28 protein-coding genes, 1 tRNA gene and 1 pseudogene are annotated in these 24,361 nt (G+C 67.6%); 15 read left to right on the top strand and 15 right to left on the bottom strand.

Translation table 11 applies throughout. From position 1 onward, the window contains the following. Positions 1–59: 59 nt before the first annotated feature. The 3 genes from typA to EEY80_RS17105 all read right to left on the bottom strand — a co-directional run bounded on the left by typA (position 60) and on the right by EEY80_RS17105 (position 3,007). Positions 60–1,877 (bottom strand): translational GTPase TypA, encoded by a 1,818-nt coding sequence (gene typA, locus EEY80_RS17115; protein ID WP_126978614.1) that lies wholly within the window; start codon positions 1,875–1,877, stop codon positions 60–62. A gap of 82 nt (positions 1,878–1,959) precedes the next feature. Continuing rightward, on the bottom strand, positions 1,960–2,295 hold the full coding sequence (locus EEY80_RS17110; RefSeq protein ID WP_126978612.1) for a DMT family transporter: 336 nt from the start codon (positions 2,293–2,295) through the stop codon (positions 1,960–1,962). A 73-nt stretch (positions 2,296–2,368) separates the two neighbouring features. Continuing rightward, the gene (locus tag EEY80_RS17105) at positions 2,369–3,007 is read right to left on the bottom strand and encodes a YitT family protein (protein ID WP_126978610.1); all 639 of its coding nucleotides are present in this window, start codon (positions 3,005–3,007) and stop codon (positions 2,369–2,371) included. 469 nt (positions 3,008–3,476) lie between these two features. On the opposite strand from EEY80_RS17105, the gene EEY80_RS17100 reads away from it, so the two are divergent. The 3 genes from EEY80_RS17100 (at position 3,477) to EEY80_RS17090 (ending at position 5,262) form a co-directional block, all read left to right on the top strand. Next, complete coding sequence (locus tag EEY80_RS17100; RefSeq protein WP_126978608.1) at positions 3,477–3,710, top strand: hypothetical protein; 234 nt, start codon at positions 3,477–3,479, stop codon at positions 3,708–3,710. A gap of 95 nt (positions 3,711–3,805) precedes the next feature. Further along, positions 3,806–4,414 (top strand): dihydrofolate reductase family protein, encoded by a 609-nt coding sequence (locus EEY80_RS17095; RefSeq protein WP_126978606.1) that lies wholly within the window; start codon positions 3,806–3,808, stop codon positions 4,412–4,414. Positions 4,415–4,527: 113 nt separating this feature from the next. Further along, positions 4,528–5,262 (top strand): hypothetical protein, encoded by a 735-nt coding sequence (locus EEY80_RS17090; protein WP_126978604.1) that lies wholly within the window; start codon positions 4,528–4,530, stop codon positions 5,260–5,262. A 65-nt stretch (positions 5,263–5,327) separates the two neighbouring features. Here EEY80_RS17090 and EEY80_RS17085 read toward each other — a convergent pair whose 3' ends face one another. The 4 genes from EEY80_RS17085 to EEY80_RS17070 all read right to left on the bottom strand — a co-directional run bounded on the left by EEY80_RS17085 (position 5,328) and on the right by EEY80_RS17070 (position 8,243). Then, entirely contained in the window at positions 5,328–6,542 is a 1,215-nt protein-coding gene (locus tag EEY80_RS17085) for an NADP-dependent isocitrate dehydrogenase (protein WP_126978602.1), read from the bottom strand. 106 nt (positions 6,543–6,648) lie between these two features. Further along, positions 6,649–7,224 carry an HD domain-containing protein gene (locus EEY80_RS17080; protein ID WP_126978683.1) on the bottom strand — a complete coding sequence of 192 codons (576 nt, stop codon included), beginning with the start codon at positions 7,222–7,224 and terminating at the stop codon, positions 6,649–6,651. An 86-nt stretch (positions 7,225–7,310) separates the two neighbouring features. Beyond that, a complete protein-coding gene (locus tag EEY80_RS17075) occupies positions 7,311–7,580 on the bottom strand; it encodes a hypothetical protein (protein WP_126978600.1) in 270 nt (89 codons plus the stop codon). A gap of 3 nt (positions 7,581–7,583) precedes the next feature. Beyond that, the gene (locus EEY80_RS17070) at positions 7,584–8,243 is read right to left on the bottom strand and encodes an alpha/beta hydrolase (protein WP_126978598.1); all 660 of its coding nucleotides are present in this window, start codon (positions 8,241–8,243) and stop codon (positions 7,584–7,586) included. Between the two features lie 246 nt (positions 8,244–8,489). On the opposite strand from EEY80_RS17070, the gene iscR reads away from it, so the two are divergent. From iscR to EEY80_RS17025, 9 genes are all read left to right on the top strand, one after another. Continuing rightward, positions 8,490–8,948: a Fe-S cluster assembly transcriptional regulator IscR gene (gene iscR, locus EEY80_RS17065; protein ID WP_126978596.1), complete on the top strand. Its 459-nt coding sequence runs from the start codon at positions 8,490–8,492 to the stop codon at positions 8,946–8,948. A gap of 30 nt (positions 8,949–8,978) precedes the next feature. Then, positions 8,979–10,049, top strand: coding sequence for a cysteine desulfurase family protein (locus tag EEY80_RS17060; protein ID WP_126978595.1), 1,071 nt, complete (start codon positions 8,979–8,981; stop codon positions 10,047–10,049). 19 nt (positions 10,050–10,068) lie between these two features. Further along, the gene (gene sufB, locus EEY80_RS17055) at positions 10,069–11,619 is read left to right on the top strand and encodes a Fe-S cluster assembly protein SufB (protein WP_126978593.1); all 1,551 of its coding nucleotides are present in this window, start codon (positions 10,069–10,071) and stop codon (positions 11,617–11,619) included. Beyond that, the gene (locus EEY80_RS17050) at positions 11,619–12,536 is read left to right on the top strand and encodes an FkbM family methyltransferase (protein ID WP_126978591.1); all 918 of its coding nucleotides are present in this window, start codon (positions 11,619–11,621) and stop codon (positions 12,534–12,536) included. Before sufB ends, EEY80_RS17050 begins: the two co-directional genes overlap by 1 nt. Positions 12,537–12,630: 94 nt before the next feature. Then, a complete protein-coding gene (gene sufC / locus EEY80_RS17045; protein ID WP_126978589.1) occupies positions 12,631–13,386 on the top strand; it encodes a Fe-S cluster assembly ATPase SufC in 756 nt (251 codons plus the stop codon). Further along, the gene (locus EEY80_RS17040) at positions 13,386–14,711 is read left to right on the top strand and encodes a SufB/SufD family protein (protein WP_126978588.1); all 1,326 of its coding nucleotides are present in this window, start codon (positions 13,386–13,388) and stop codon (positions 14,709–14,711) included. The genes sufC and EEY80_RS17040 overlap by 1 nt, the downstream gene beginning before the upstream one ends. Beyond that, positions 14,711–15,199 (top strand): YIP1 family protein, encoded by a 489-nt coding sequence (locus EEY80_RS17035; RefSeq protein WP_126978586.1) that lies wholly within the window; start codon positions 14,711–14,713, stop codon positions 15,197–15,199. Before EEY80_RS17040 ends, EEY80_RS17035 begins: the two co-directional genes overlap by 1 nt. Then, the gene (locus tag EEY80_RS17030) at positions 15,196–15,795 is read left to right on the top strand and encodes a Yip1 family protein (RefSeq protein WP_126978584.1); all 600 of its coding nucleotides are present in this window, start codon (positions 15,196–15,198) and stop codon (positions 15,793–15,795) included. Before EEY80_RS17035 ends, EEY80_RS17030 begins: the two co-directional genes overlap by 4 nt. A 3-nt stretch (positions 15,796–15,798) precedes the next feature. Next, positions 15,799–17,022: a cysteine desulfurase gene (locus EEY80_RS17025; RefSeq protein WP_126978583.1), complete on the top strand. Its 1,224-nt coding sequence runs from the start codon at positions 15,799–15,801 to the stop codon at positions 17,020–17,022. A gap of 32 nt (positions 17,023–17,054) precedes the next feature. Here EEY80_RS17025 and EEY80_RS17020 read toward each other — a convergent pair whose 3' ends face one another. Then, entirely contained in the window at positions 17,055–18,146 is a 1,092-nt protein-coding gene (locus EEY80_RS17020; RefSeq protein WP_126978581.1) for an endonuclease/exonuclease/phosphatase family protein, read from the bottom strand. 123 nt (positions 18,147–18,269) lie between these two features. On the opposite strand from EEY80_RS17020, the gene EEY80_RS17015 reads away from it, so the two are divergent. Next, positions 18,270–18,346 (top strand) — tRNA-Arg (locus EEY80_RS17015). 541 nt (positions 18,347–18,887) lie between these two features. On the opposite strand, the pseudogene EEY80_RS20525 reads toward EEY80_RS17015, so the two are convergent. The 6 genes and pseudogenes from EEY80_RS20525 to EEY80_RS16995 form a co-directional block, all read right to left on the bottom strand. Beyond that, a pseudogene (locus EEY80_RS20525) lies at positions 18,888–18,956 on the bottom strand (hypothetical protein); the annotation flags it as partial. 13 nt (positions 18,957–18,969) lie between these two features. Then, positions 18,970–19,872, bottom strand: a complete 903-nt coding sequence (locus EEY80_RS17010) for a recombinase family protein (protein WP_235829891.1) — start codon at positions 19,870–19,872, stop codon at positions 18,970–18,972. Between the two features lie 33 nt (positions 19,873–19,905). Then, positions 19,906–20,211, bottom strand: a complete 306-nt coding sequence (locus EEY80_RS20180) for a hypothetical protein (protein WP_164738292.1) — start codon at positions 20,209–20,211, stop codon at positions 19,906–19,908. A gap of 84 nt (positions 20,212–20,295) precedes the next feature. Further along, positions 20,296–20,592 carry a hypothetical protein gene (locus tag EEY80_RS17005; protein ID WP_126978579.1) on the bottom strand — a complete coding sequence of 99 codons (297 nt, stop codon included), beginning with the start codon at positions 20,590–20,592 and terminating at the stop codon, positions 20,296–20,298. Beyond that, on the bottom strand, positions 20,589–20,948 hold the full coding sequence (locus EEY80_RS17000) for a hypothetical protein (RefSeq protein WP_126978577.1): 360 nt from the start codon (positions 20,946–20,948) through the stop codon (positions 20,589–20,591). The genes EEY80_RS17005 and EEY80_RS17000 overlap by 4 nt, the downstream gene beginning before the upstream one ends. Then, a complete protein-coding gene (locus tag EEY80_RS16995; protein ID WP_164738294.1) occupies positions 20,941–22,623 on the bottom strand; it encodes a type IV secretory system conjugative DNA transfer family protein in 1,683 nt (560 codons plus the stop codon). Before EEY80_RS16995 ends, EEY80_RS17000 begins: the two co-directional genes overlap by 8 nt. A gap of 154 nt (positions 22,624–22,777) precedes the next feature. On the opposite strand from EEY80_RS16995, the gene EEY80_RS16990 reads away from it, so the two are divergent. Next, positions 22,778–23,635 carry a hypothetical protein gene (locus tag EEY80_RS16990; protein WP_164738293.1) on the top strand — a complete coding sequence of 286 codons (858 nt, stop codon included), beginning with the start codon at positions 22,778–22,780 and terminating at the stop codon, positions 23,633–23,635. 43 nt (positions 23,636–23,678) lie between these two features. Continuing rightward, positions 23,679–23,918 (top strand): arsenate reductase/protein-tyrosine-phosphatase family protein, encoded by a 240-nt coding sequence (locus EEY80_RS16985; protein ID WP_126978571.1) that lies wholly within the window; start codon positions 23,679–23,681, stop codon positions 23,916–23,918. Here the strand turns inward: EEY80_RS16985 and EEY80_RS16980 are convergent. Further along, on the bottom strand, positions 23,907–24,361 hold a 455-nt coding region (locus EEY80_RS16980; RefSeq protein WP_235829890.1), incomplete at its 5' end, for an integrase core domain-containing protein. The genes EEY80_RS16985 and EEY80_RS16980 overlap by 12 nt on opposite strands.

The following is a 24,361-nucleotide window of genomic DNA, read 5'->3' as shown; positions in this document are numbered from 1 at the left end:
TCGCACCGGCGACACGGTTGTAGCAGGGGCGGGGCAGAAGCGGGGGCAGGCGGGCCGGATCAGCCCGCCTTGGCCTGCCGCTTGCGTTCGTGCGGGTCCAGATGGCGCTTGCGCAGGCGCACGATCTTGGGCGTGACCTCCACCAGTTCGTCATCGTCCACATAGGCAATGGCCTCTTCGAGGCTCATCCGCACCGGGGTGGTCAGGCGCACCGCCTCGTCCGTGCCGCTGGCGCGGACGTTGGTCAGCTTCTTGCCCTTCAGCGGGTTCACTTCCAGATCGTTGTCGCGGGAATGTTCGCCGATGATCATCCCCTCGTAGACCTGTTCCTGCGCGCCGATGAACAGCTTGCCCCGTTCCTCGAGGTTCCACAGCGCGTAGGCGACGCTGACGCCGTTCTCCATCGAGATCAGCACGCCCTGCCGGCGGCCCTGGATCGGGCCCTTGTAGGGCGCCCAGTCGTGGAAGATCCGGTTCAGCACGCCGGTGCCGCGGGTGTCGGTCATGAACTGGCCGTGATAGCCGATCAGCCCGCGCGAGGGCACATGCGCGACGATCCGGGTCTTGCCGGCGCCGGCGGGCTTCATCTCGACCAGGTCGCCCTTCCGCTCGCCGGTCAGCTTGTCGATCACCGCGCCGGTGAATTCGTCATCCACGTCGATGATGACTTCCTCGATCGGCTCCTGCCGCTGGCCGCCTTCCTCGCGCATGATCACGCGCGGGCGGCTGATCGACAGCTCGAACCCCTCGCGGCGCATGTTCTCGATCAGCACGCCCATCTGCAATTCGCCCCGGCCCGAGACGATGAACGCCTCGCCGCCCGGCGTGTCCTCAATCTTGATGGCGACGTTCGATTCCGCCTCTTTCATCAGCCGTTCGCGGATGACCCGCGACTGCACCTTGCTACCGTCGCGGCCCGCCAGCGGGCTGTCGTTGATGCCGAAGGTCACGCTGATCGTCGGCGGGTCGATGGGCTGGGCGGGCAGGGCGGTTTCCACATCCAGCGCGCACAGCGTATCGGCCACCGTGGCCTTGGTCATGCCGGCCAGCGAAACGATGTCGCCCGCCACCGCCTCGTCGATGGGCGACTGCGCGAGTCCCCGGAAGGCGAGGATCTTCGACACGCGGAACTGCTCGATCCGCTCGCCGCTGCGGCTGAGCGCCTTCAGCGTCTCGCCGACCTTCAGCGTGCCGGATTCGACGCGGCCGGTCAGGATGCGGCCGATGAACGGGTCCGCCCCCAGCGTGGTCGCCAGCATGCGGAAGGGTTCGTCCTGCCGGGCCACCTGCTTCGGCGGCTCGACATGGCGCAGGATCAGCTCGAACAGCGCCGACAGGTCCTTGCGCGGGCCCTCGAGGCTGTCATCGGCCCAGCCGTTGCGGCCCGAGGCATAGACATGCGGAAAGTCGAGCTGGTCGTCCGAGGCGCCGAGATTGGCGAAGAGGTCGAAGACCTCGTTCAGCGCGCGTTCCGGTTCGGCATCGGGCTTGTCGACCTTGTTCAGCACCACGATGGGCTTCAGCCCGAGCGCCAGCGCCTTGGAGGTCACGAATTTCGTCTGCGGCATCGGGCCTTCGGCGGCATCGACCAGCAGGCAGACGCCGTCCACCATGCTGAGGATGCGTTCCACCTCGCCGCCGAAATCGGCGTGGCCGGGGGTGTCGACGATGTTGATCCGGGTGCCGTTCCATTCGACCGAGGTCGCCTTGGCCAGGATGGTGATGCCCCGTTCGCGCTCGATATCGTTCGAGTCCATCGCGCGCTCTGCCACGGCCTGGTTTTCGCGGAAGGCGCCCGACTGTTTCAGAAGCTCGTCGACGAGCGTGGTCTTGCCGTGGTCGACGTGGGCGATGATCGCGATGTTGCGAAGGTCCATGAGGCGTTCCCGGGATGCTGCGGTGCCGCGTCTAAGCGAAACCGCCGGGAAAGGCCAGCAGGATTGCGGCGCCGCGGCGGCGCTAGTGCACCGAGGTCTGCGACAGCAGGTTGATGACCACGATCCCGGCGATGATCAGGCCGATGCCGAGGACGGCCCAGGCGTCCAGCTTCTGCCCGAAGACGAAGTAGCCCGACAGCGAGATCAGGACGATCCCGATGCCCGACCACAGCGCATAGGTCACGCCGAGCGGCACCACCTTCAGCACCTGCATGAAGAACCAGAAGGCCGCGCCGAATCCCACGAAGATCCCGACGGAGGGCCAGAACCGGGTCAGCTGCTGGCTGGCCTGCAGGCAGGAGGTGCCGAAGGTTTCGAAGAGGACGGCGAGGAACAGGTAGACATAGGTCTTGGACATCGGTCGCACCGGCTGGAGTCTGGGCCCCGGTATAGCGGCTTTTGCGGGGCCGGACAGTCTGGAAGCGACAGGATCAGGCCGCGACATACCAGTCGCGGCGGTGGTTCATCGCGATCACGAGGTTCAGCATGACCGCGCCAAGCAGCGACCAGCCCACCTGTGCCGGCGCCAGAACCGCGAAGGAGACGAGGAACAGGCAGGCGTCATAACCCAGCTGCACCCAGCCCGCGCGGATGCCCCAGCGGTCCTGCACGATCACCGCGACGATCGACACGCCGCCCAGCGACGAGGCGTGGCGGAACAGGCCCAGCAGGCCCGCGCCCGCCACCACGCCGAACAGCACCGCCGCCGCTGCCGGATGGATCGCCGCAATCGTGACCCAGGGCGGCATCGCATCGGCCAGCGCCGACACCGCCGCGACGGAGACGAAACTCTTCACCGCGAAACCGCGGCCCTTGCGCATCCAGGCGATGGCATAGAAGGGCAGGTTGACCAGGAAGAAGACCCAGCCGAAGCTCCAGCCCGTGGCATAGCCGATCAGCAGCGCCAGCCCCGCGGTGCCGCCCGTGGACAGGCCCGCGGTCCGCAGCAGGTGGATGGCCAGCGCGCATTGCACCGTGCTGATGAACAGCCCCTGCAGATCCTCGACCAGCGTATAGCGCGGGGTGGCAGGGGCGGCACCGGGCAGCGGGGGATTAAGGTCAGCAGCCATGACGTATTATCGCATCCGCCCCCGATTCCGTCCAGCGGGTTTCTGCGCTGCAGCGTGGGCGGCGCCCCTGCCGCCAGCGGCACCTGTTGCCGTTCTGTCGCAGCTTTCCGCCCAACTGCGACAGAACGCCGCTTTCGCGCTGGACCGACTCGGCGAACTGGGGAAGATCGCCGCACCCGGTCAACCCATGAGAGAGGAGGCGGCCATATGACCCATTCGTATACCGCCGCCATGGCCGGACTCGCCGACCGCCGTCTGTCGCCCCTCGCGTCCGTCGACGCAGACTGGCGACGTCGGGCCTGAGGCGCCCGCGGGGCCTGCGCCCCGCCTTACCGCAGAACCGGACCTTCTGACCCGACGTGACCCGTGCGGCGCCCCTGGCCCGTGCCGTCCCGCCCGGTGACGAGTCCATTTTCCAATCCCGAAACAGAGGCCGGACCGCGTGTCAGACACGCGCCGGATGTACAGAATGGAACATGCAAAGACTCGGATTCCCTCCATCGACGCGACCATCGCCGCACATGGCGCGTGGCGCGTGCTGGCGGTTGCGGCAGGGCGGCTGCTGACCGGCCCCCTGCGCCGGCGCCCCGCGCCGACCGCAGCCGACCGGCTGAGCGACCATCTGCGCCGCGACGTCGGGCTGCCGCCAAAAGCGGCGCCCCCGCCGGGGCAGCAGCTGCCAAGGCTGAGGTCGCAGTTCTGAGGGCGGGTCGGTAGCCCGGGCGGGGGCCCGATCCGGCGGGGCGGCGGTTGTGCCGGCGCCCCGCACCTGTCGTCCTGACCAAAGCGGAGCCCGCCATGCCCCCCCGTTCCCTGCCGCGCGTCGAGGCTTTCGCCGCCCACAGCCTCGACGGTTTCATCGCCCGCCCCGATGGCGATACCGGCTGGCTGCTTGGCCAGACGGTGCCGGAGGGCGAGGATTTCGGGCTCGCCGCCTTCATGCGGACCATGGGCGCGGTGGTGATGGGGGCGGCCACCTATGCCCGCGCGCGGCGGCTTCCGCGCTGGCCCTATCCGGTGCCCGTCGTGGTGATGACGCCGCAGCCGGGCGCCGGAACCGTCCCGCCGGATCTGGTGGGGCAGGTGAGGATCACCGACGACCCGCCGCAGGCAGTACTCGCGGACCTGACCGGCTGGGGCATCGACCGGGTCTGCCTCGACGGCGAGGGGACGCTGCGCCGGTTCCTGGCCGAGCGGCTGGTCGACCGGCTGGTGCTGACCCAGGTTCCGGTGTTGCTGGGGCAGGGGGTCGCGCTGTTCGGCCATGGTCCGGGCGAGATCGGCGCGCGACTCGTCCGGGTCCGGCGCTGGCGCAACGGCTTCGTGCAGATGGTCTATGACCTCGATCCCGCCCCCCTGCGCAACACTGCGTCGCGGAACGCCGGATCGTCGCTCCGGCGCGGCTGATCCTGCAGAATGCGGGCCGGATTCCGGGCGCACCATTCCCGTCGAGGGACGTGACGCCCCGGCGGGCTGCGCGAGGACGCATCTGCCGCCGGCGCAACGTGACGGAGGAAATCATGACGCATTCCCTGCGCCAGTCCCGCGGGCCGGTATCGCGCCCGCTCGCCCTGCTGTCGATCGCCGCCCTTCTGGCCCTGCCGTTGCCCGCCGCCGCCCTGAGCCTCGGCGATGGCAAGGGCGGCGGCCTGGATGTCGATGTCTCGGTCGGGGGCGACTCGGTCGCCGATGTCGATGTGGGCCTCGGCCCGGTCGATGCCGACGCGACGGTGGGCGGGAAGGGCAGCATCGCCGATGTCGATGTCGGGCTCGGCCAGAAGGCGGGCGCCTCGGCCAGCGTGGGTGCCGGCTCCGCCGCATCGGCCAGTGCCGGCCTCGGCGGGCTGGGGGCCGGGGCGACCGTGCTCGGCCCGAACGGCGCCACCACCGCCTGCGTGGGCGCGGGCTGCCCCGCGACCGCCCCGACGGCAGCAGGCCTGCCCGGTGCCGTATCGGGCGCCGTGCCGCCGGCGGCGGCCATCACGCCCGCGGCGCAGCGGGCGACGCTGCCCGCCCCGGTGCGGGGGCCGTATTTCTGCGCGGCCGAGGGCAATACCTCGGTGCTCGACGGGCTGCCGGTGATCGACCGGCAGCGGGCGCTGGTGGGCTATGTCCATTCCGCCCGGCTGGCCGCCGACATGTCCATCGAAAGCCTGCGCATCCGCACCACCGGCGCGCGCTGCGCCACGATCTCGGGCGGCGGGCTGACGGTCGCGGGGCAGGCGGTGCAGGGCAGCTTCTCGTCCAGCAACTGAAGCGGCCCGAAACGCGGCGGGGCCGGCATCGCTGCCGGCCCCGCCCCAATTTCCGCCGGGGGCGATCAGCCCGCCAGCGCCTTGTTCAGGTAGTCGTCGACCTTTTCCAGGTAACCCATCGTGGTCAGCCATTTCTGGTCCGGCCCGACCAGCAGCGCCAGATCCTTGGTCATGAACCCGTCTTCCACGGCCTGCACCGTCACCTGCTCCAGCGTCTGCGCAAAGCGCATCAGCTGGTCGTTGCCGTCGAGCGTCGCGCGGTGCTTCAGCCCGCCCGTCCAGGCGTAGATCGAAGCGATGGAGTTGGTCGAGGTCTCCTTGCCGGCCTGATGCTGGCGATAGTGGCGGGTCACGGTGCCATGCGCCGCCTCGGCCTCGACCGTCTTTCCGTCGGGCGTCATCAGCACCGAGGTCATCAGACCCAGCGAGCCGAAGCCCTGCGCCACCGTGTCCGACTGCACGTCGCCGTCATAGTTCTTGCAGGCCCAGACATAGCCGCCCGACCATTTCAGCGCCGAGGCCACCATGTCGTCGATCAGCCGGTGTTCGTAGGTGATGCCGGCGGCCTTGAACTTGTCGGCGAACTCCTCGTCATAGACCTTCTGGAACAGGTCCTTGAACCGGCCGTCATAGGCCTTGAGGATGGTGTTCTTGGTCGACAGGTACAGCGGCCAGCCGAGGTTCAGCGAATAGTTCATCGACGCGCGGGCGAAGTCGATGATCGACTCGTCGAGGTTGTACATGCCCATGACCACGCCGGAGCCCGGCGACTGGAACACCTCGCGCTCGATCACCTCGCCGTCGTCGCCCACGAATTTCAGCGTCAGCTTGCCCTTGCCGGGGAAGCGGAAGTCGGTGGCGCGATACTGGTCGCCGAAGGCATGGCGGCCGACGACGATCGGCTTGGTCCAGCCCGGCACCAGGCGCGGCACGTTCTTGCAGATGATCGGCTGGCGGAAGATCACGCCGCCCAGGATGTTGCGGATGGTGCCGTTCGGCGACTTCCACATCGACTTCAGGCCGAATTCCTCGACCCGCGCCTCGTCGGGGGTGATGGTGGCGCATTTGACCGCGACGCCGACTTCCCTGGTCTTCAGGGCGGCGTCGATGGTGATCTGGTCCTCGGTGCGGTCACGCTCCTCGATGCCGAGATCGTAGTAGAGCAGGTCGATGTCCAGATAGGGCAGGATCAGCTTCTTCTTGATGAAGTCCCAGATGATCCGGGTCATCTCGTCGCCGTCCATCTCGACGACGGGGTTGTCCACCTTGATCTTGGTCATGTGCCTCTCCGGTTGCGTGACTCGGGGTTTGGACGGTCCTTAACGGATTTCCCGGCATCGGGAAAGGCGGTGTGCTATTGCATACCGATTTCGCCGGAATGCGCGGTCACCGCTCCGGCCGGTCGTCGAAAAAGGCCCGGGTCCGGGCGCGGACCCAGTCCCACAGGGCGGGCGCGCCGCGCGCCACCCGGGTGCCCACCCGGCTGTCGAGCTGTTCGGAGGTGACGCCATAGGTTACCCAGGTGCCGCCGCCCGAGGCGAGGTTCTGCATCACCGGCTGCACCCGGTCGAGCGCCTTGGCGAAAATGGCGTCGGGGGTCTCGGCCGCCTCGAATTCCTGCCACAGCGCCAGCAGTTCGGCCCCCTGGTCCGGGGGCAAAAGTCCGAAGATCCGGGCCGCCGCCGCCGCCTCGGCCGCCTGCACCGCGGCGCTGGCATGGGCGGTGCCGTCGCCGGAATGGATCGGCACGTCGCCCACATCGATCTCGACCAGATCGTGCAGGATCAGCATCCGGATCACCCGGCCGATATCGACGCCGGGCGCGGCCTGATCGGCAAGAACCATCGCATACAGCGCCAGATGCCAGGAATGTTCGCCCGAATTCTCGCGCCGCGATCCGTCGGCCAGCGTCGAGGCGCGCAGCACCGTCTTCAGCCGGTCGGCCTCGATCAGGAAGGCCATCTGGGCGGCGAGGCGGTCGCCCGGGGCGGCGTCGGCGCCGGCAAAGACATCGGAGGCACCTGCCCCCGGGGTCGGGGCGGGCCGGGTCAATGCCCCCCCAGCTCCTGGCGTTCCTTCGGGGCCTCGGGACCCGATCCGCCCTCGCGCCGGGCCTTGAGGCTCGCCTCGAGGAAGGCGCGGCCGCGCAGTTCGGCCAGGCGCAGCCGGATCGAGGTCATGAATGCCTCCTGCATCGTGGGCGACAGCGCGCCGATCGAGCGGGCGACCTTTTCGTAGAAGCGGTCGTCGTCGAGTTCCGGCTGCGCCGCGAGCACATCCTGCGCCAGCTTGTCCGCCAGATCGTCGATCAGCGCCATCCGCTACCTCGTGCCTTCGCCCAGACGGCGGCGGACATAGTCGGTGACCGTGTCGATCATCGGCTTCATATGCGCTTCCTCGTCCTTGAAGAAGTGGTCCGCGCCCTCGACCTGCGAATGGGTGATGGTGATGCCCTTCTGCTCGCGCAGCTTGCCCACCAGCGACGCCGTGTCCTTCGGCGGCGCGACCCGGTCGGCGGTGCCGTTGATGATCAGCCCGGAGGAGGGGCAGGGGGCGAGGAACGAGAAGTCATACATGTTCGCGGGCGGCGCGACCGAGATGAAGCCGGTGATTTCCGGCCGCCGCATCAGCAGCTGCATCCCGATCCAGGCGCCGAAAGAGAAGCCCGCGACCCAGCAATGCTTGGAATTGGGGTTCATCGCCTGCAGGTAGTCCAGCGCCGAGGCCGCATCGGACAGTTCGCCGATGCCCTGGTCGTATTCGCCCTGGCTGCGCCCGACGCCGCGGAAGTTGAAGCGCAGCACGGTGAAGCCCAGCTTGTGGAAGGCGTAGTGCAGGTTATAGACGACGCGGTTGTTCATCGTGCCGCCGAACTGCGGATGCGGATGCAGCACGATGGCGATGGGGGCGTCACGGTCCTTCTGGGGATGATAGCGGCCTTCCAGACGGCCCTCGGGGCCGGGGAATATCACTTCGGGCATCGGGCCTCGCCTGGTCCTCGTATCCGGTCAATACTTGACCGAATGACTCGGATACTCTAGAAGAATTCTAAGATACGGTCCGGCAGAGCCAGGCCGCGGTCGGTCAGGAGTTAAGCGGCCTTCCATGCGGCGTCAATGTCTTTGGCTCGCGCGGGCCGGCGGGGTATGGACAGGACGGACCGGACGCCCGTGGCGGGCCGGTGATGCGGGTGAGGCCGGCAGGCGGGCCGGTCGAGGGAGGTGGTGATGAAGCTTTCGACGAAGGGGCGCTATGCGATGGTCGCGCTGGTCGATCTGGCGACGGCTCGGCCGGGCATGCTGACGACGCTGTCCGAAATCTCGCGCCGGCAGGACATTTCGCTGCCCTATCTGGAACAGTTGTTCGTCAAGCTGCGGCGGGCGGGGCTGGTTGAATCGGTGCGCGGCCCGGGCGGCGGCTATCGTCTGGCGCGCCCGACCGAAGAGATCCGCGTGTCCGAGGTGCTGGAGGCGGTCGAGGAGACGGTCAGCGCGATGCATTCGGGCGCCGGCGCCTCGGGCGGGCTGTCGGGCAGCCGGGCGCAGTCGATGACCAACCGGCTGTGGGAAAGCCTGTCGGCCAATGTCTATGTGTTCCTGCACCAGACCCGGCTGTCGGATGTGGTGGGCAACGGGCTGAAGCCCTGTCCGGCCGTGCCGACGCTGTTCCGCGTGGTGGACGAATAGGGGCGCCTGCCCGAAGGAGTGACGACGGTCGTGACCGACAGGGTCTATCTCGACTGGAACGCGACCGCACCGCTGCGCCCCGAGGCGCGGGCGGCAATGGCCGCGGCCTGCGATCTGGTCGGCAACCCCTCGTCGGTTCATGCCGAGGGGCGGGCGGCGAAGGCGCTGGTCGAACGCGCGCGCGGGCAGATCGCCACGGCACTCGGGGCCGAGGCTGCCGATATCGTCTTCACCTCTGGCGCGACCGAGGCCGCGGCGCTGGCCTGCGCGGGGCGCGACCTGCTATCGGCAGAGGTCGAGCACGAGGCGGTGCTGGCCTGGACCGACCCGGTGCTGCCCGTGGATGCCGACGGGCGGGTGACGGTGGCGGACCCGGGCCGCAGCACGCTGCAACTGGCCAACAGCGAGACAGGCGCGGTTCAGGACCTGCCCGAGGGGCTGGCGGTCAGCGACCTGACGCAGGGCTTCGGCAAGATCCCCTTCGCCTTCGACTGGTCGGGGATCGCGGCCGGTTTCGTTTCGGCGCACAAGCTGGGCGGGCCCAAGGGCGTGGGGGCGCTGGTGCTGCGGCCGGGGACGGAGATCGCGGCGCAGATCCGCGGCGGCGGGCAGGAGATGGGCCGCCGCGCCGGAACGGAAAACCTGATCGGCATCGCGGGCTTCGCGGCGGCGGCCGAGGCGGCGCAGCGCGATCTTGCCGCCGGCCTGTGGGACGAGGTTGCGGAAGTTAGAAATATTCTAGAAAAGGCGCTGGAAGCCTGCGCCCCGGATGTTACATTTGCGGCAAGGACCGCGCCTCGGCTGCCGAACACCGTGACCCTGATCGCGCCCGGCTGGAAGGGCGAGACGCAGGTGATGCAGATGGACCTTGCGGGTTTCGCGGTTTCGGCCGGGTCCGCCTGTTCCAGCGGCAAGGTGCGTCCGTCGCGGACGCTGGCCGCCATGGGCTTCGATCCGCTGGCCGCGGCCAGTGCGATCCGGGTTTCGATCGGTCCGGGCATCGGGCGTGCCGAAGTGGAACGCTTTGCGGCAGCCTGGGGCCGGGCAAGGGCGCGGCACGGGGCGCGTGCCGGGCATGAAGAACTGGCCGGAAGGCAATGAAATGATGGACGGAAAGATCATGGCACCCACGACAGAAGCTGAACTGGAGGTGCGCGAGGGCGTCGATCGCGAAACGATCGAGACCGTGCGCAACATGGGCAGCTACAAGTACGGCTGGGAAACCGAGATCGAGATGGACTATGCCCCCAAGGGCCTGTCCGAGGACATCGTGCGCCTGATCTCGGAAAAGAACGGCGAGCCGGGCTGGATGACCGACTGGCGGCTGGAGGCGTTCCGCCGCTGGCAGGGCATGGAAGAGCCCCGCTGGGCGATGCTGCATTACCCCGAGATCGACTATCAGGACCAATATTACTACGCCAAGCCGAAGAGCATGGCGGTGAAGCCGAAAAGCCTCGACGAGGTGGACCCGAAGCTGCTGGAAACCTACCAGAAGCTGGGCATCCCGCTGAAGGAGCAGATGATCCTCGCCGGGGTGGAGGGCGCGGCGCCCTCGCCCGGGCGCGACATGGCGGCGGCGGAAACCGAAGGTCGGCGCGTGGCGGTGGACGCGGTCTTCGACAGCGTCTCGGTCGGAACCACGTTCAAGGCCGAACTGGCCAAGGCCGGGGTGATCTTCTGCTCGATCTCGGAAGCGATCCGCGAACATCCCGACCTGGTGAAGAAATACCTCGGTTCGGTCGTGCCGCAGTCGGACAACTTCTTCGCCACGCTGAATTCGGCGGTCTTCTCGGACGGCAGCTTCGTCTACATCCCGCCGGGGGTGCGCTGCCCGATGGAGCTGTCCACCTATTTCCGCATCAATGCGGAAAACACCGGCCAGTTCGAGCGCACGCTGATCATCGCCGACAAGGGCAGCTATGTGAGCTATCTCGAAGGCTGCACCGCGCCCAAGCGCGATACCCACCAGCTGCACGCGGCGGTGGTGGAGATCGTGGTGCTGGAGGATGCCGAGGTGAAATACTCGACCGTCCAGAACTGGTATCCGGGCGACGAGGAAGGCCGCGGCGGCATCTACAACTTCGTCACCAAGCGTGCCGACTGCCGCGAGGCGCGGGCCAAGGTGATGTGGACGCAGGTGGAAACCGGCTCGGCCATCACCTGGAAATACCCGTCCTGCATCCTGCGCGGCGACGAGAGCCAGGGCGAGTTCTATTCCATCGCCATTGCCAACAACTTCCAGCAGGCCGATACCGGCACCAAGATGGTCCATCTGGGCAAGAACACCCGCAGCCGGATCGTGTCGAAGGGTATCTCGGCCGGTCAGGCGCAGAACACCTATCGCGGGCTGGTCAGCATGCACCCGAAGGCCACCGACAGCCGCAACTACACGCAATGTGACAGCCTGCTGATCGGCGACAAATGTGGCGCGCATACCGTTCCCTATATCGAGGTCAAGAACACCTCGAGCCGGGTGGAGCACGAGGCCACCACCTCGAAGGTCGATGACGACCAGCTGTTCTACTGCCGCCAGCGCGGCATGGACGAGGAAGAGGCGGTGGCGCTGGTCGTCAACGGCTTCTGCCGCGAGGTTCTGCAGGCGCTGCCGATGGAATTCGCCATGGAGGCGCAGCAACTGGTCGCGATCAGCCTCGAGGGGAGCGTCGGCTGATGGAGGCGGCGGGCGCGGTGCGGCTGCTGCTCGACCGGCTGGCGGGCCTCGGCCTGCCGCGCGTGGCCGATGTCGGCGCGAACCCGATCAACGAGCCGCCCTATGCCGGGCTGCTGGCCATGGGCGGCTGCGAGGTCGTGGGGTTCGAGCCGCAGCCGGATGCCTTTGCCGAACTCGACCGCAGCAAGGGGCCGCTGGAAACCTACCTGCCGCATGCCGTGGGCGAAGGCGGGCCGGTGGACCTGCGCATCTACCGCTCGTCGGGCTTGACCTCTGTCTTCGAGCCGCACCGCCCCGGCATGGCCTATCTGGGCGTGCCCGGCTGGTCGGCGGTAAAGGCGCGGGTGCCGATGCAGACGGTGGCGCTGGACGCGGCCGAGGGGCTGGGCCGGATCGACCTGCTGAAGATCGACATCCAGGGCGGGGAGCTGGGCGTATTCCGCGGCGGGCGGCAGGTTCTGGCGCAGGCGGTCGCGGTGATCGTCGAGCAGCGCTACTACCGGCTTTACGACGGCGAACCGATGCTGGCGGCCACCGATGCCGAGCTGCGGGATCAGGGCTTTACCCTGCACCGCCTCCTGCCGGTGAAGATGCGGGCGCTGCCCAATTCGCAGATGGCGCGGCTGCGCAAGCGGCGGGTGCAGGATCAGGCGGTGGACGGCGACGTGGTCTATATCCGCGACCCGGCGGGCATGGGCGACTGGTCGGACCGGCAGGTGGCGATGCTGGCGCTGCTGGCGTCCGCGGTCTGGGACAGCCACAGCCTGACGCTGCACTGCCTCGATGCGCTGGTGGCGCGCGGGGCGGCGGTGCCGGACCTGCCTGCCGCCTATGTCGATGCGCTGCCCGCCCGGTTCCGCGCCGATGCGGCGGAGCCGGGGCAGGGCCAGCCCGCCGATGCGGCGATGACGAGTTGACCGGCGGCGGCCCCCAGGGCCGCGCGACCGGACCCGAGGACGATGCCCGCGGCGGCGATGCCTGCGGCGGGCCGAAGATGCGAAAGAGGACGAGATGCTGGAAATCCAGAACCTGCACGTGAAGCTCGAGGAAGACGACAAGGTGATCCTGAAAGGCGTCGACCTGACGGTCGAAGCCGGCAAGGTGCACGCGATCATGGGGCCGAACGGGTCGGGCAAGTCGACGCTGTCCTATGTGCTGTCGGGCCGCGACGGCTATGAGGTGACGGAGGGCTCGGCGACGCTCGACGGTGCCGAACTGCTGGAGATGGAGCCCGAGGAGCGCGCGGCGGCCGGCCTGTTCCTGGCCTTCCAGTATCCGGTGGAAATCCCCGGCGTCGGCAACATGACCTTCCTGCGCACCGCTGTGAACGCGCAGCGCAAGGCGCGCGGCGAGGAAGAGATCGGCAGCGCCGAATTCCTGAAACTGGTGCGCGAAAAGGCCCGGACCCTGAACATCGACGCCGAGATGCTGAAGCGTCCGGTGAACGTGGGCTTTTCGGGTGGCGAGAAGAAGCGCAACGAGATCCTGCAGATGGCGATGCTGGAACCGACGATGTGCATCCTCGACGAGACGGATTCGGGGCTGGACGTCGATGCGATGCGGCTGGTGGCGGACGGGGTGAACGCGCTGCGCTCGCCGGATCGCGGCTTTCTCGTGATCACGCACTACCAGCGGCTGCTGGACCATATCAAGCCGGACGTGGTGCACATCATGGCCGATGGCCGCATCGTCAAGACCGGCGGCCCGGAACTGGCGCTGGAGGTCGAGAAGAACGGCTATGCCGGCATCCTGTCGGAGGTGGCGTGATGGCGCAGAGCAGGGCGCAGGCCGACCGGTTCGCCGCCCATCGGGCCGAGGCGACGGCGGCGCGGCTCGCGGCGCTGGACCTGCCGCAGGGCGGGGCCTTCGCGGCGGCGCGCGGCGCGGCACTGGACCGGCTGCGGGCGATGGGGCTGCCGCACCGGCGCGACGAATACTGGCGCTACACCGATCCGGCTGACCTGAACGCCGCGGGACCGGCGGCGGTGGAGCCTTGGCCCGCGGTCGACGTGCCGATCTTCGGCAGCATCGACCGGCTGCGGCTGGTCTTCGTCGACGGCGTCTTCGACGCGGCGCAATCCGACCCGCTGGACATGGCCGGGATCGAGATCGCGCGGCTGGCCGAGGTCGCCGCGGCCGACATCCACCCGGCGCATGGCTGGGCCGCGCCCGCCTTTGGCCGGCTCGAGGCGGCGGGGCAGGTGCCGGTGGCGCGTCCCTTCGCTGCGCTGAACACCGCGGTCGCGCAGGACGGGCTGCTGATCCGGGTGACGGGCAAGGCGGCCAAGCCGGTCTCGCTGGTCTATATCCACCGCGACGGGCAGGCCGATGCGATGCTGCACCACCTGATCCGGCTGGAGGAAGGCGCGGAACTGACGGTGCTGGAAAACGGTCCCGCCGCCGCGCGGCTGAACACGGTGATGGAGGTCGAGGTCGCCGATGGCGCCCGCTTCCACCATATCCGCACCCAGGGGCGCGACCCCGACCGGCGGATGAACACCCATGTCTTCGCCCGGGTCGGTGCGGGGGCGCTGTTCAAGTCCTTCACCCTGACCGCGAACGGCCGGCTGACGCGCAACGAATACGTGGTCGAGCTGGCGGGCGCGGGCGGGTCGGCGCATCTGGCCGGGGCCACGGTGCTGGACGGGGCGACGGTTCCCGGGCATCACGACGACACCGTCTTCATCACCCATGCGGCGCCCGGCTGCGAAAGCCGTCAGGTGTTCAAGAAGGTGCTGAAGAACGGCGCGGTCGGCGTCTTCCAGGGCAAGATCCTCGTGAAGCAGGTGGCGCAGAAGACCGACGGCTATCAGATCAGCCAGTCGCTGCTGCTGGACGAGGACAGCCAGTTCCTGTCCAAGCCGGAACTGGAAATCTATGCCGATGACGTGAAATGCTCGCACGGGTCCACCTCGGGCGCGATCGACGAGACGGCGCTGTTCTACCTGCGCTCGCGCGGGGTGCCGCTGGCCGAGGCGCAGGTGCTGCTGACCCTGTCCTTCCTCGGCGACGCCATCGCCGAGATCGAGGACGAGGAGCTGGCGGGCGAGATCACCCGCCGGCTGGAAGCCTGGCTGGCGCGTCACGGCTGATGCCCGTCACCACCGATATCCTGGCCAGCTGGCGGCGCCCGCGCGCCGTCATGCGCCGGCATCTGGCGGCGGGGGTGCGCGAGGATCGCGCGCTCGGCTACCTGATGCTGGCCATGGGCGTGATCTTCGTCGCGCAATGGCCAAGGCTGTCGCGCGAGGCCTTCTTCGCGCCCGAGGTGCCGTTCGAGGCGCGACTATCGGGCGCGCTGCTGGCCATTGTCTTCCTCGCGCCCTTGTTCTTCTATGCGCTCGCTGCGGTGGCGCATCTGGCGGCGCGGGCCGCCGGCGGGCGGGGCAGCTTCTTCGGCGCGCGGATGGCGCTGTTCTGGGCGCTGCTGGCGGTCAGCCCGGCGATGTTGCTGCAGGGGCTGGTCGCGGGCTTCATCGGGCCGGGACCGGCGCAGACCGTGGTCGGGCTGGCGGTGCTAGCCGCGTTCCTGATGATCTGGGGGGCCGGCCTCTGGGCGGCGGAATTCGAGAGGAAATGATGCGTCTCGACCTGGGCTCGCTGTTGTCGCTGGCCCGCGACTCGGTCAGCGATCCGCGGCCCACGGCCCGGCGGCTGATCGCCCTCGACCTGCCGATGGAGGCGCGCTGGCTGGCCATGGCCGCCACGGTGGCGCTGTCGGTGCTGATGACCCAGATCGCGCTGATGGCGCTGGCGGTGCCGACCGAGGGCGAATTCGGCGGCGCGCTGGTCAGCCCGCTGGCGGCGGCGGCGGTGCAGGGGGCAACGATCCTGATCCTCGCCGCCGGGATCGCCCGCATCGGCGCGATGGCGGGCGGGCAGGGCGGGTTTCCCGATGCGCTGCTGCTGGTGACATGGGCGGAATTCGTGCTGGTGATCCTGCAGGCGGTGCAGATCCTGGTGACGCTGCTCTTCCCCTTCTCCTCCTTCCTGATCGGCTTTGCCGGGATCGTGCTGTTCTTCTGGCTGCTGACCCAGTTCACCGCCGAACTGCACGGATTCCAGAGCGCGCCGAAGGTCTTTCTCGCGCTGCTCGGCGGTTTCTTCGTCGCCGGCTTCCTGCTGTTGATCCTGGCCGGGGCGGTGGGGCTGACGCCGGCCGACATGGGAGTCTAGCCAATGTCCTACGATGTCGACGCGATCCGTGCCGAATTCCCGATCCTGTCGCGGCAGGTGAACGGGCGGCCGCTCGTCTATCTCGACAACGGCGCCTCGGCGCAGAAGCCACGTGCGGTGATCGACGCGATGACCGAGGCTTATTCGCTGGAATATGCCAATGTGCACCGGGGCCTGCACACGCTGTCCACCATCGCCACCGAGAAATACGAGGCGGTGCGCGGCAAGGTCGCGCGCTTCCTGAACGCGCCCTCGGAAGACGAGATCGTCTTCACCACCGGCACGACCGAGGCCATCAACCTTATCTCCTATGGCTGGGCGGCCCCGCGCTTCCAGCCCGGCGACGAGATCGTGCTGTCGGTCATGGAGCATCACGCCAATATCGTGCCCTGGCATTTCCTGCGCGAACGGCAGGGCGCGGTGCTGAAATGGGTCGAGGTGGAGCCGGACGGCAGCCTGGATCCGCAGAAGGTGATCGACGCCATCGGCCCGCGCACGCGGCTGATCGCCGTCACCCACATGTCGAACGTGCTGGGCACGCGGGTGGACGTGGCCGCGATCTGCGCCGCCGCCCGGGCGCGGGGCGTGCCGGTGCTGGTGGACGGGTCGCAGGCGGCGGTGCACGGACCGGTGGACCTGCAGGCCATCGGCTGCGATTTCTACGCGATCACCGGCCACAAGCTGTATGGGCCGAGCGGATCGGGCGCGATCTACATCCGCCGCGACCGCATGGTCGAGATGCGGCCCTTCCTCGGCGGCGGCGACATGATCCGCGAGGTGACCCGCGACACCGTCAGCTATGCCGATCCGCCGATGAAGTTCGAGGCGGGCACCCCCGGCATCGTCCAGCAGATCGGCATGGGCGTGGCGCTCGACTGGCTGATGAACCTCGGCATGGACCGGGTGGCCGCGCATGAGGCGGGCCTGCGCGACTATGCCATCGAACGGTTCCGGGGCCTGAACTGGCTGAACGTGCAGGGCCATGCGCCCGGCAAGGGGGCGATCTTCTCCTTCACGCTGGACGGCGCGGCCCATGCGCATGACATCTCGACCGTGCTCGACCAGAAGGGCGTGGCGGTGCGGGCCGGTACGCATTGCGCCATGCCGCTGCTGGCGCATCTGGGGGTGACGGCGACCTGCCGGGCGAGCTTTGGCCTCTACAACACCCGGGCCGAGGTGGACGCGCTGGTGGAGGCGCTGGAACTGTGCCACGACCTCTTCGGCTGAGGTCCCGCTTCGGCTGAGGCCGGCCGGGTCGCTCAGGACCCGGTGACGCCCTTCTCCCAGTCCCCGCCGATCGGGTCGCGGTCCTGCGCCCGTTCCTCGGCCGCCATCTCGCGCACCTCGGCCCGTTCGCCGGGTTCGGGCGGGGCGGGTTCCTCGCCCCGGGGCAGGGGTTCCAGCTGCAGGCGGAACAGCATCGGGAAATGGTCGGAGCCGATATCCTCCAGCCGCCGCATCTCGACCAGGCGAAAGCGCGGATCGTGGAACAGGTGGTCCAGCGGCCAGCGCAACAGCCGGTAGCGCGCGTCGAAGGTGTTGTAGAAGCCGCGCCCGACCCGCGGGTCCTGCAGGCCTGACAGCCGCTGGAACCGCCGCGTGGTATGCGACCAGGCCACGTCGTTCAGATCGCCCGCCACCAGCGAGGGCAGGGGGTCTTCGGCCACCTCCAGCCCGACCAGCCCCAGTTCGGCATCGCGGCCCTTGCTGTCCTGCTGCGGGATCGGCGGTTCGGGATGGACGACATGCAGGCGGAACCGCCCGTCCTCGCCCGCGCCGTCCAGCCGCAGCACCGCCCGGATCGAGGGCACGTCGCGGACCAGCCGTTCCCGCACCTCCGCCTCCTCGAAGGGCAGGCGCGAGAACAGCGCGATGCCATAGCCGTTGTCGAGCGGGTGGGCGACCCGGTGCGGCCAGTCCGCCGCCAGCGCATCGTCCAGCGCCGCGAGCCAGTCCGCGTCGATCTCGATCGCCATGAACAGGTCGGGCGCCTCGCGCCGGACCATCGCGATGCAGCGGTCGAAGGCCCGGTTCGACAGCTTCACGTTCGCGGCCAGCAGGCTGACCTGCCGCGCCGGATCGGGATGCCGCGGCGCCTGCGACTGCCGCCGCCAGAGCGGTGTGAACAGGGCCACATGCCCCGCCTGCACCAGACCGACCGCCGCCAGCACCACCAGCGCCGGAATGTCGTAGAGCGTCGCGGCCCAGACTCCGGTCAGCGCCGCCAGCACGATGATCTGCAGCCGCGGGAAATCCAGCACCCGCAGCGCGCCATGCGGCAGCGGCACCAGCGCCAGCGCCGTCGCCAGCGCCAGCACGCCCGTCACTCCGCGTTCGAGCAGTAGCTGCATGTCCCTCATCCCTGCCGGTGCGGGCGCCGCCGCCACCGACCGCGCCGCCGGGCCAACCCCGCGCCCCCGATCCGGTTCCTTGCCGCTTGCACGCCCCCCGTCCGGCCGCTATAGACGCCGCAGGCACCCGTAGCTCAGCTGGATAGAGTGCTGCCCTCCGAAGGCAGAGGTCACAGGTTCGAATCCTGTCGGGTGCGCCATCTCACATTTTCCACCGCAGAACTCACCTAAAGCCTTGAATGGGAAGGCTAAATTAGGTGTTCGAAGTACCTGATTTCGGCAGTAAGCCAGAGGCTCAAGGAATGCCAGTCTGAGGACCGTTTTGCGGGCCACCAGATCAGAGTTGTTCCAGAGATTCCAAGGGCTTGAGAGGAACCGGAGGGCGTGTTCGAGCGACTCCTCCAGGGTCAGTCTCGGCTTGCCGTTTGAGGCCAGCCTTTCGTTGGCAAGAACCTTCTCCCGCTCCAGCTTCGCGATCCGCCTTTCGTAGGCCGAGATCACGCTCGCATTCCCAGATTCGACGATGCGGTCGAGCAGGGATTCGATCTGCTTGTCGAGCTGGACGATGCCAGCCCGCAGGGTCTTGGCTGATGCCGCAGCCTGTGCGAGGCGCATATCCCATGCGTCCCTGAACATCGCCTTCACCAGCCCGAACAGATTGTCGGACGGCTGCAGGTGTTGCAGAAGCTCCTCAAACTCGCCTTCCAGCCTGTCGCGCGCAATCGACTTGCGATAGCTTGCGCAGCCCTTGGTCGGGCAGAGGTAGTAGGGGTACTTCTGGCTTTTGCCCTGCGACCAGCAGGCGCTCAGCGGCTTGCCGCAATCATTGCACAGGATGAAGCCGCGCAGCGGAAAGTCCGCGCTGATATCCTTGCGCGCCGGAGCCTTGGCGGTGCTTTTCAGCCGGGCCTGAATCTTCTCGAAGGTCTCGAAGCTGATCAGCGCCTCGTGGTGCCCCTTGCGCAGGCTGACGCCCCAGTTGGGCGTACCCCGCATAGATCACCCGCGTCAGCAGATCGAAAATGCGCTGGTTGCGAATCTCGCCGTTCGGCAAATCCTTGGGGAAGCTCGGCTGGCGCTCAAGGAAGCGCTTGACCTCCACCTGCGCTGCGAAGCGCCCGGAGGCATAGCCTTCCAGCGCTTCCTGCAGGATCGAGGCGTTGGGTTCGTCCCGGACCAGGACCTTGCCCTGTCCGCCGCCCGCGCGCTCGTAGCGGTAGCCGACCGGGGCCTGAAAGACCCAGTAGCCGTTCTGCATCCGCGCCCGCATGCGGTTGATCGTCTGCTCACCGTTCTTCTGGCGCTGGTGCTGCGAGACGGAGGCCAGCAGGTTCTCGACCAGCTGCGAGTCTGAGCTTTCCCCGAACTCGATTGACGGGCTGACTAGCACGCCGCCTGCATTGCCGATCTTCATCCGCAGCTCGAAATGCGCCATCAGGCCGCGCGCGAGGCGGCTGATGTCATCAATGATGACAGCATGAGGCTCTTTGCGCCGCGCCTTGAGGAAGGCGAGCATCGCCTGCATGCCGGGCCGCGTCGTCAGGCTCCCCGAGCTGTCGTCGCGGAAAACCTCGACGACCTCATAGCCCCGGTACTTCGCGAACTCCCGGCAGCGGGTTTCCTGGGAGCCAAGGCCGTCGCCGCGCACCGTCTGCTTCGTGCTGGACATGCGGCAGTAGATGACGGCCTTGCTGATTTCCCCTTGCTGTTCTTCGTATCGATTCATTGTTACCTCCGAGCCGCGCTGGCGGCTGGATCATCACCTTTCGAGTTTATCCGATGGGTCCGATTCTACCTGATCGAACGCCTCTTTTGCGCTCGTAAAGACCTCATCGTCATTTTGCCCACAGACTTCTTGCAGCGGGTGGACGCCGAACCCGAGTTCGACGAACGCCACCACGATGGACCAGAGCGCCTGCAGGAACTCTTCTTTCTGCGCGTCGCTCAGCTCAGGATCATCGAGATAAGCCTGATACTTCTGAACATCGACGGTGATGATCGGTTTTGCTGCAGTGTCGAACGAGGCGACAAGAGAGCCACCGAGGGTTGGGGGCTGGTCATTCATGGCCCGTCTCCTTACTGACGGACAACATGGCGGGGCACTACTTATATTATGCCACTGCATGTTGTGCGGTTGCAACTTTTCGTCCTAGAACGGAATCCCGTCATCCAAGGAATTCTGGGGGTTTCCGGGTAGTAACCCTGCTGGAAACAGGGCTTTGATCTCCGCTGGAGGAGACCAGCCGGTTTTCACCATGTGCTCCCGGAGCGTCGCTTCCAGATAACCTTCGAGGTGTTCCTCAGCCGTCCCGGCTGGATCGGCTTCCGCATGGAACGCGGCCCAGGCTTTCGCGAACTCGTAGAGCCGCCGGTCCACCTGAAGCCGGACGAACGCCGTCCGCCCGTCCTTCAAAACTCGTGTCCCGCGCCGCTGAAATCCGGTCATCTCTCAAGTCCTCCCGCGATCTCCTGCCAGTCGAGCGGCAGCATCTTCACCAGCCCGCAGGTTTCCCCGTACTCTGGGAAGACAATCCGCCGTCCCTGGACGCCGTAGTAGTCACAGGAGAAGTAGGACCGGCACGGCTCCCCGTGCCGCTTCGGATGGCGGCACTCGTAGTCCCAGCCGACGTGAGGCGTCCCCGCGACCATCACGAAGCCTGCTAGCCCCGCACAGATCACGATGCGCGGGCGCATCAGCACCGCCTGCGCCGCTTTTCCGATCTTCCGGACGACGCGGCGGACAGGGCCGACCGGGTTCTGCGGCGGCGGCGCGCCGACCACCCTGATCTCGAACTCACTCATGGCCATCCTCCTTGTTGCGGTATTCGAAGCTCACCACCGGTTCGACCTGCGGGTGTTCCCCCTCGACCGGGTTAGGCGCGGCCCACCGCGCCCAGGGCGCGAAGAACCAGAACGGAAGCCGCTGCGCCAAAACCGGTCTCATTCCGCCGATCATCAGCAGCTGCTGGTGCTTCTCCATCAGCAGGATGTCCTCGGGCCGCATCAGCGGTTGCCCCGACTCGGACAGGCTTTCGCTGATCTCGTCGTCCCTGAAGCGCCCCAGATTGAAGCTCCGGGTCTTGACGGTCCGCTGTCCCAGCGCCTTCGAGAGCATCTGCGACAGCTCGGTCGAGCCGACACCGAAGAACTGCATCGCCTCCGCCTGCGAGAGCACCGTCTTCGCAGTGTTGGGTCCGTAGACCCGTGTTATGTCGGCCAGCTCCTGGACGAACATCCAGACCCGCACGCCGAGACCGGGCAGGGCCGTCAGGCTTTCCGCCAGTCCCGCGAGCTTGCCCATGTTGGCAAACTCATCCAGCAGGAAGAGAACCTTGCCCTTGGCTTCTGACCGGGCGACCGCCTTGATCGCCTGGCTGACGATCAGCCCCAGCACCGCGCCGTGCGTTGCGATCCGGTCCTGCGGAAAGGCGAGATAGATGCTGACCCTGCCGCCCTTCAGATCGGCCAAAGACACATCCGACTCGCTGACCGCATCGGCGAGGTATCCGCCCGGCTCGTAGATGCCGAGCGCCTGTATCGCCCCGGTCCGAAAGTCTCCGAACAGTTCGGGATTGTCATCCATCTGCTCCGCGAGATCGTCGCCGAGATCGGCGAGAACCCCGCCGAGCGCTTCCGAGCGCCGCATCTCACCGATGGCGCGCTCCAGCCTTTTCGGTCCGGCGATCAGCCGCCACATCTCCGGCAGGCTGCAGCGCTTCGGCGCATGCAGCGCCAGATGCAGCATCACCGCGCGCAGGATCGTTCGCGCGCCCTCCCGGAAGAACCGGTTTTTGGTGTCCTCCGGCTCGGGCAGGAGCTGGAGGACAATCGCCTTCACCTCGTCCGAGAGCCCCCTCTGCAGCCGCGGATCGTTAGCTAACGCGATCACGCTCTCCAGCGGATTGATCCGGTCCTGGGGCAGGCCGTGCAGGCCCCAGGGATTGAGCACCACCACCTTGTGTCCGAGGCGCGTCCGGCGATGCGCCGCCGTGACGGCGGCCAGCTCGCCCTTCGGATCGGTGACCACGACCGAGCCCGGATAGTGCAGCAGGTTCGGGATCACGAACCCGGTCCCCTTGCCCTGCCGCGCCGGGGCGCAGGTCAGGAGATGGGACTTGCCATTGTAGAAGAGGGGCTGCCCGTCCTTGAGCCCGACATAGAGCCCCTGCGGGTCCAGCAGTCCCGCTGCCGCGCAGTCTTCCAGCGTTGCGAACCGCGACTCGCCGAACGTTCCGGAAGTCTGCTCGGCCTCCTTGCGTTTCTGCGCCTGCCGCCATGCCTTGTAGTAGCCTGCGACCCCGCCGAGCATCGCAAGGCCACCCAGGACCTTGAAGAAGTCCAGATAGGCCTGATCCTGAGGGCCCGGCTGCGTTCCCGTCAGCTCCGGGATGTACGCGGCCAGCGCATAGAACGAGACCCCCAGCAGCAGACTGCCGAGGGGGGCACCGTTCCTTGGATTGTTCTGCACCCTGTTCATTGCGCGGCTCCCGCTGCAGCGGACCGCCCGGTGCGGCCCCTGCGGATGATTTCGGGAGCGGCGGCAGCGCGAAAAAGCAACGAGATGGAACTTCTTGATCCGCAGATTTCGTGCAAATCTCGTACCCGGTGCGGAGATTTGCAGAGCGCTCATCATGCCGTGGGAGGAAACCGACGCGCACAACGGCAGGCTTCTTGAAGCGCTGAGCAGGCTCGCCCGCGAGAAGGGCGCACTGGAGCGTCTGGCAGGGGCGATCAACGGCGACGAACGATCCCACGCCATCGAGCGCGCGCGCCGGGGCCGCAAGCACAAGGAGCGGCGCACCATCGTCGCGGAGTCCACGCTGGTCCGCTGGCAGGACGAAGGCCTGCCGCGCGTGACCAACGCCCAGCCTCACAAGAAGCGGATCGTCTACGAATTCCTGGAGCGCTCGTCCGCGTTCCCCACGGACCTCTATCGCCCCGGCGGGCACTTCCCGCCGGGCCTGCTCGCCTATGCTGCCGAACACGGTGCGCGGCTCGCGCAGCCGTTCGCCAAGGACCTGCGCAAGCTCGACGGGGCCTTCGAGCTGTACAGGCCCGCCTGGACCACCCCGGACCGGCGCGACAGGGTGCTCGTCTCCCGGCTCCTGTTCACTACCCGGGACGGCTTCACCCGCTTTCGCGAGGAACAGGACTATATCGACGAGGAATTCCACGGCGCGCGCATCCACGAGATTGACGAGGGCGCGGTCCTGTTCACCGCCGCAAATATCGTCCTGTTCGCGCTCGGCATGAACGCCGAGCGCGTGAAGCTCTTCGTCGTCAACAGCTGGTTCGACCAGTTGGGCGGGCCGCTCCCCGTGACCCGCCTCAGCGGCTCGATGATGGGCGTCTCAGGACGGCGCGACCACCCGGGCTTCCCGTTCGTCGCCGCCCGGTCGAGAAAGCCCTTCGCCGAGATCGAGACCGGCATCATTCCGGCCACAGACCGGCGTCTGGATGACCAGACGCGCCGTTTGCTTGCACCCTGATTATCGGCACTCCCACCTCAACCGGTTCTGCTAATCTGTGAGGATGAAAGTCCTGTTCGTCTGCACCGCCAACAAGCTGCGAAGCCCGACCGCCGAGGACGTGTTCCGGGATTACCCCGGCATCGAGGTCCTGTCGGCGGGCACGGACCCGGATTCCCCGCGTCCGCTGACCAAAGAGCTTGTTGCCAGCGCTGACCTGATCTTCGCGATGGAGACCCACCACCGCGAACGCATCAGGAAGAAGTACCGACAGTGCTGTGACCCCCGATGCTCATCCAGCTGAGACCAGAGTCGGCGGTTGAATTTGGCGCGGTTGCGCCGACGGAGCAATGGGCGATCTGCGCAGCGGTTCATTTGCGCGAAGCTGTTCGCCCATTGCGGTGAGTTGGGCGGCGAAGACCGTCGGTGCCTGATAGCCGAGGGCCGAATGGGGCCGCTCGGTGTTGTAGATGTGGGTCCAGCGGGCCACGGCCTCCCGTGCATGGTCGATGCCGAAGAACAGGGTCTCGTTCAGCAACTCGTCACGCATCCTTCCGTTGAACGCCTCGCAATTGCCGTTCTGCATGGGCTTTCCCGGCGCGATATAGTGCCACTTCACCTGCATCTTCTCTGCCCATTCCAGGATCGCGTTCGAGGTGAACTCGGTGCCGTTGTCGCTGACGATGACGCCGGGCTTTCCACGACGCTCGATCAGCGCTGTCAGCTCCCGGGCAACGCGACGACCGG

This window comes from Frigidibacter oleivorans (assembly GCF_003993775.1).
Classification (GTDB): domain Bacteria; phylum Pseudomonadota; class Alphaproteobacteria; order Rhodobacterales; family Rhodobacteraceae; genus Frigidibacter; species Frigidibacter oleivorans.
Note: the sequence above shows the minus strand (reverse complement) of the source record. Positions and strands in the feature narration are given on the sequence as shown.

Bases quoted from the DNA above. Each gene is read 5' to 3' on its own strand.
- typA (WP_126978614.1), bottom strand. From the start codon at position 1,877: ATGGACCTTCGCAACATCGCGATCATCGCCCACGTCGACCACGGCAAG.
- EEY80_RS17110 (WP_126978612.1), bottom strand. From the start codon at position 2,295: ATGTCCAAGACCTATGTCTACCTGTTCCTCGCCGTCCTCTTCGAAACC.
- EEY80_RS17105 (WP_126978610.1), bottom strand. From the start codon at position 3,007: ATGGCTGCTGACCTTAATCCCCCGCTGCCCGGTGCCGCCCCTGCCACC.
- EEY80_RS17100 (WP_126978608.1), top strand. From the start codon at position 3,477: ATGGAACATGCAAAGACTCGGATTCCCTCCATCGACGCGACCATCGCC.
- EEY80_RS17095 (WP_126978606.1), top strand. From the start codon at position 3,806: ATGCCCCCCCGTTCCCTGCCGCGCGTCGAGGCTTTCGCCGCCCACAGC.
- EEY80_RS17090 (WP_126978604.1), top strand. From the start codon at position 4,528: ATGACGCATTCCCTGCGCCAGTCCCGCGGGCCGGTATCGCGCCCGCTC.
- EEY80_RS17085 (WP_126978602.1), bottom strand. From the start codon at position 6,542: ATGACCAAGATCAAGGTGGACAACCCCGTCGTCGAGATGGACGGCGAC.
- EEY80_RS17080 (WP_126978683.1), bottom strand. From the start codon at position 7,224: ATGGCCTTCCTGATCGAGGCCGACCGGCTGAAGACGGTGCTGCGCGCC.
- EEY80_RS17075 (WP_126978600.1), bottom strand. From the start codon at position 7,580: ATGGCGCTGATCGACGATCTGGCGGACAAGCTGGCGCAGGATGTGCTC.
- EEY80_RS17070 (WP_126978598.1), bottom strand. From the start codon at position 8,243: ATGCCCGAAGTGATATTCCCCGGCCCCGAGGGCCGTCTGGAAGGCCGC.
- iscR (WP_126978596.1), top strand. From the start codon at position 8,490: ATGAAGCTTTCGACGAAGGGGCGCTATGCGATGGTCGCGCTGGTCGAT.
- sufB (WP_126978593.1), top strand. From the start codon at position 10,069: ATGGCACCCACGACAGAAGCTGAACTGGAGGTGCGCGAGGGCGTCGAT.
- EEY80_RS17050 (WP_126978591.1), top strand. From the start codon at position 11,619: ATGGAGGCGGCGGGCGCGGTGCGGCTGCTGCTCGACCGGCTGGCGGGC.
- sufC (WP_126978589.1), top strand. From the start codon at position 12,631: ATGCTGGAAATCCAGAACCTGCACGTGAAGCTCGAGGAAGACGACAAG.
- EEY80_RS17040 (WP_126978588.1), top strand. From the start codon at position 13,386: ATGGCGCAGAGCAGGGCGCAGGCCGACCGGTTCGCCGCCCATCGGGCC.
- EEY80_RS17035 (WP_126978586.1), top strand. From the start codon at position 14,711: ATGCCCGTCACCACCGATATCCTGGCCAGCTGGCGGCGCCCGCGCGCC.
- EEY80_RS17030 (WP_126978584.1), top strand. From the start codon at position 15,196: ATGATGCGTCTCGACCTGGGCTCGCTGTTGTCGCTGGCCCGCGACTCG.
- EEY80_RS17025 (WP_126978583.1), top strand. From the start codon at position 15,799: ATGTCCTACGATGTCGACGCGATCCGTGCCGAATTCCCGATCCTGTCG.
- EEY80_RS17020 (WP_126978581.1), bottom strand. From the start codon at position 18,146: ATGCAGCTACTGCTCGAACGCGGAGTGACGGGCGTGCTGGCGCTGGCG.
- EEY80_RS17010 (WP_235829891.1), bottom strand. From the start codon at position 19,872: ATGAATCGATACGAAGAACAGCAAGGGGAAATCAGCAAGGCCGTCATC.
- EEY80_RS20180 (WP_164738292.1), bottom strand. From the start codon at position 20,211: ATGAATGACCAGCCCCCAACCCTCGGTGGCTCTCTTGTCGCCTCGTTC.
- EEY80_RS17005 (WP_126978579.1), bottom strand. From the start codon at position 20,592: ATGACCGGATTTCAGCGGCGCGGGACACGAGTTTTGAAGGACGGGCGG.
- EEY80_RS17000 (WP_126978577.1), bottom strand. From the start codon at position 20,948: ATGAGTGAGTTCGAGATCAGGGTGGTCGGCGCGCCGCCGCCGCAGAAC.
- EEY80_RS16995 (WP_164738294.1), bottom strand. From the start codon at position 22,623: ATGAACAGGGTGCAGAACAATCCAAGGAACGGTGCCCCCCTCGGCAGT.
- EEY80_RS16990 (WP_164738293.1), top strand. From the start codon at position 22,778: ATGCCGTGGGAGGAAACCGACGCGCACAACGGCAGGCTTCTTGAAGCG.
- EEY80_RS16985 (WP_126978571.1), top strand. From the start codon at position 23,679: ATGAAAGTCCTGTTCGTCTGCACCGCCAACAAGCTGCGAAGCCCGACC.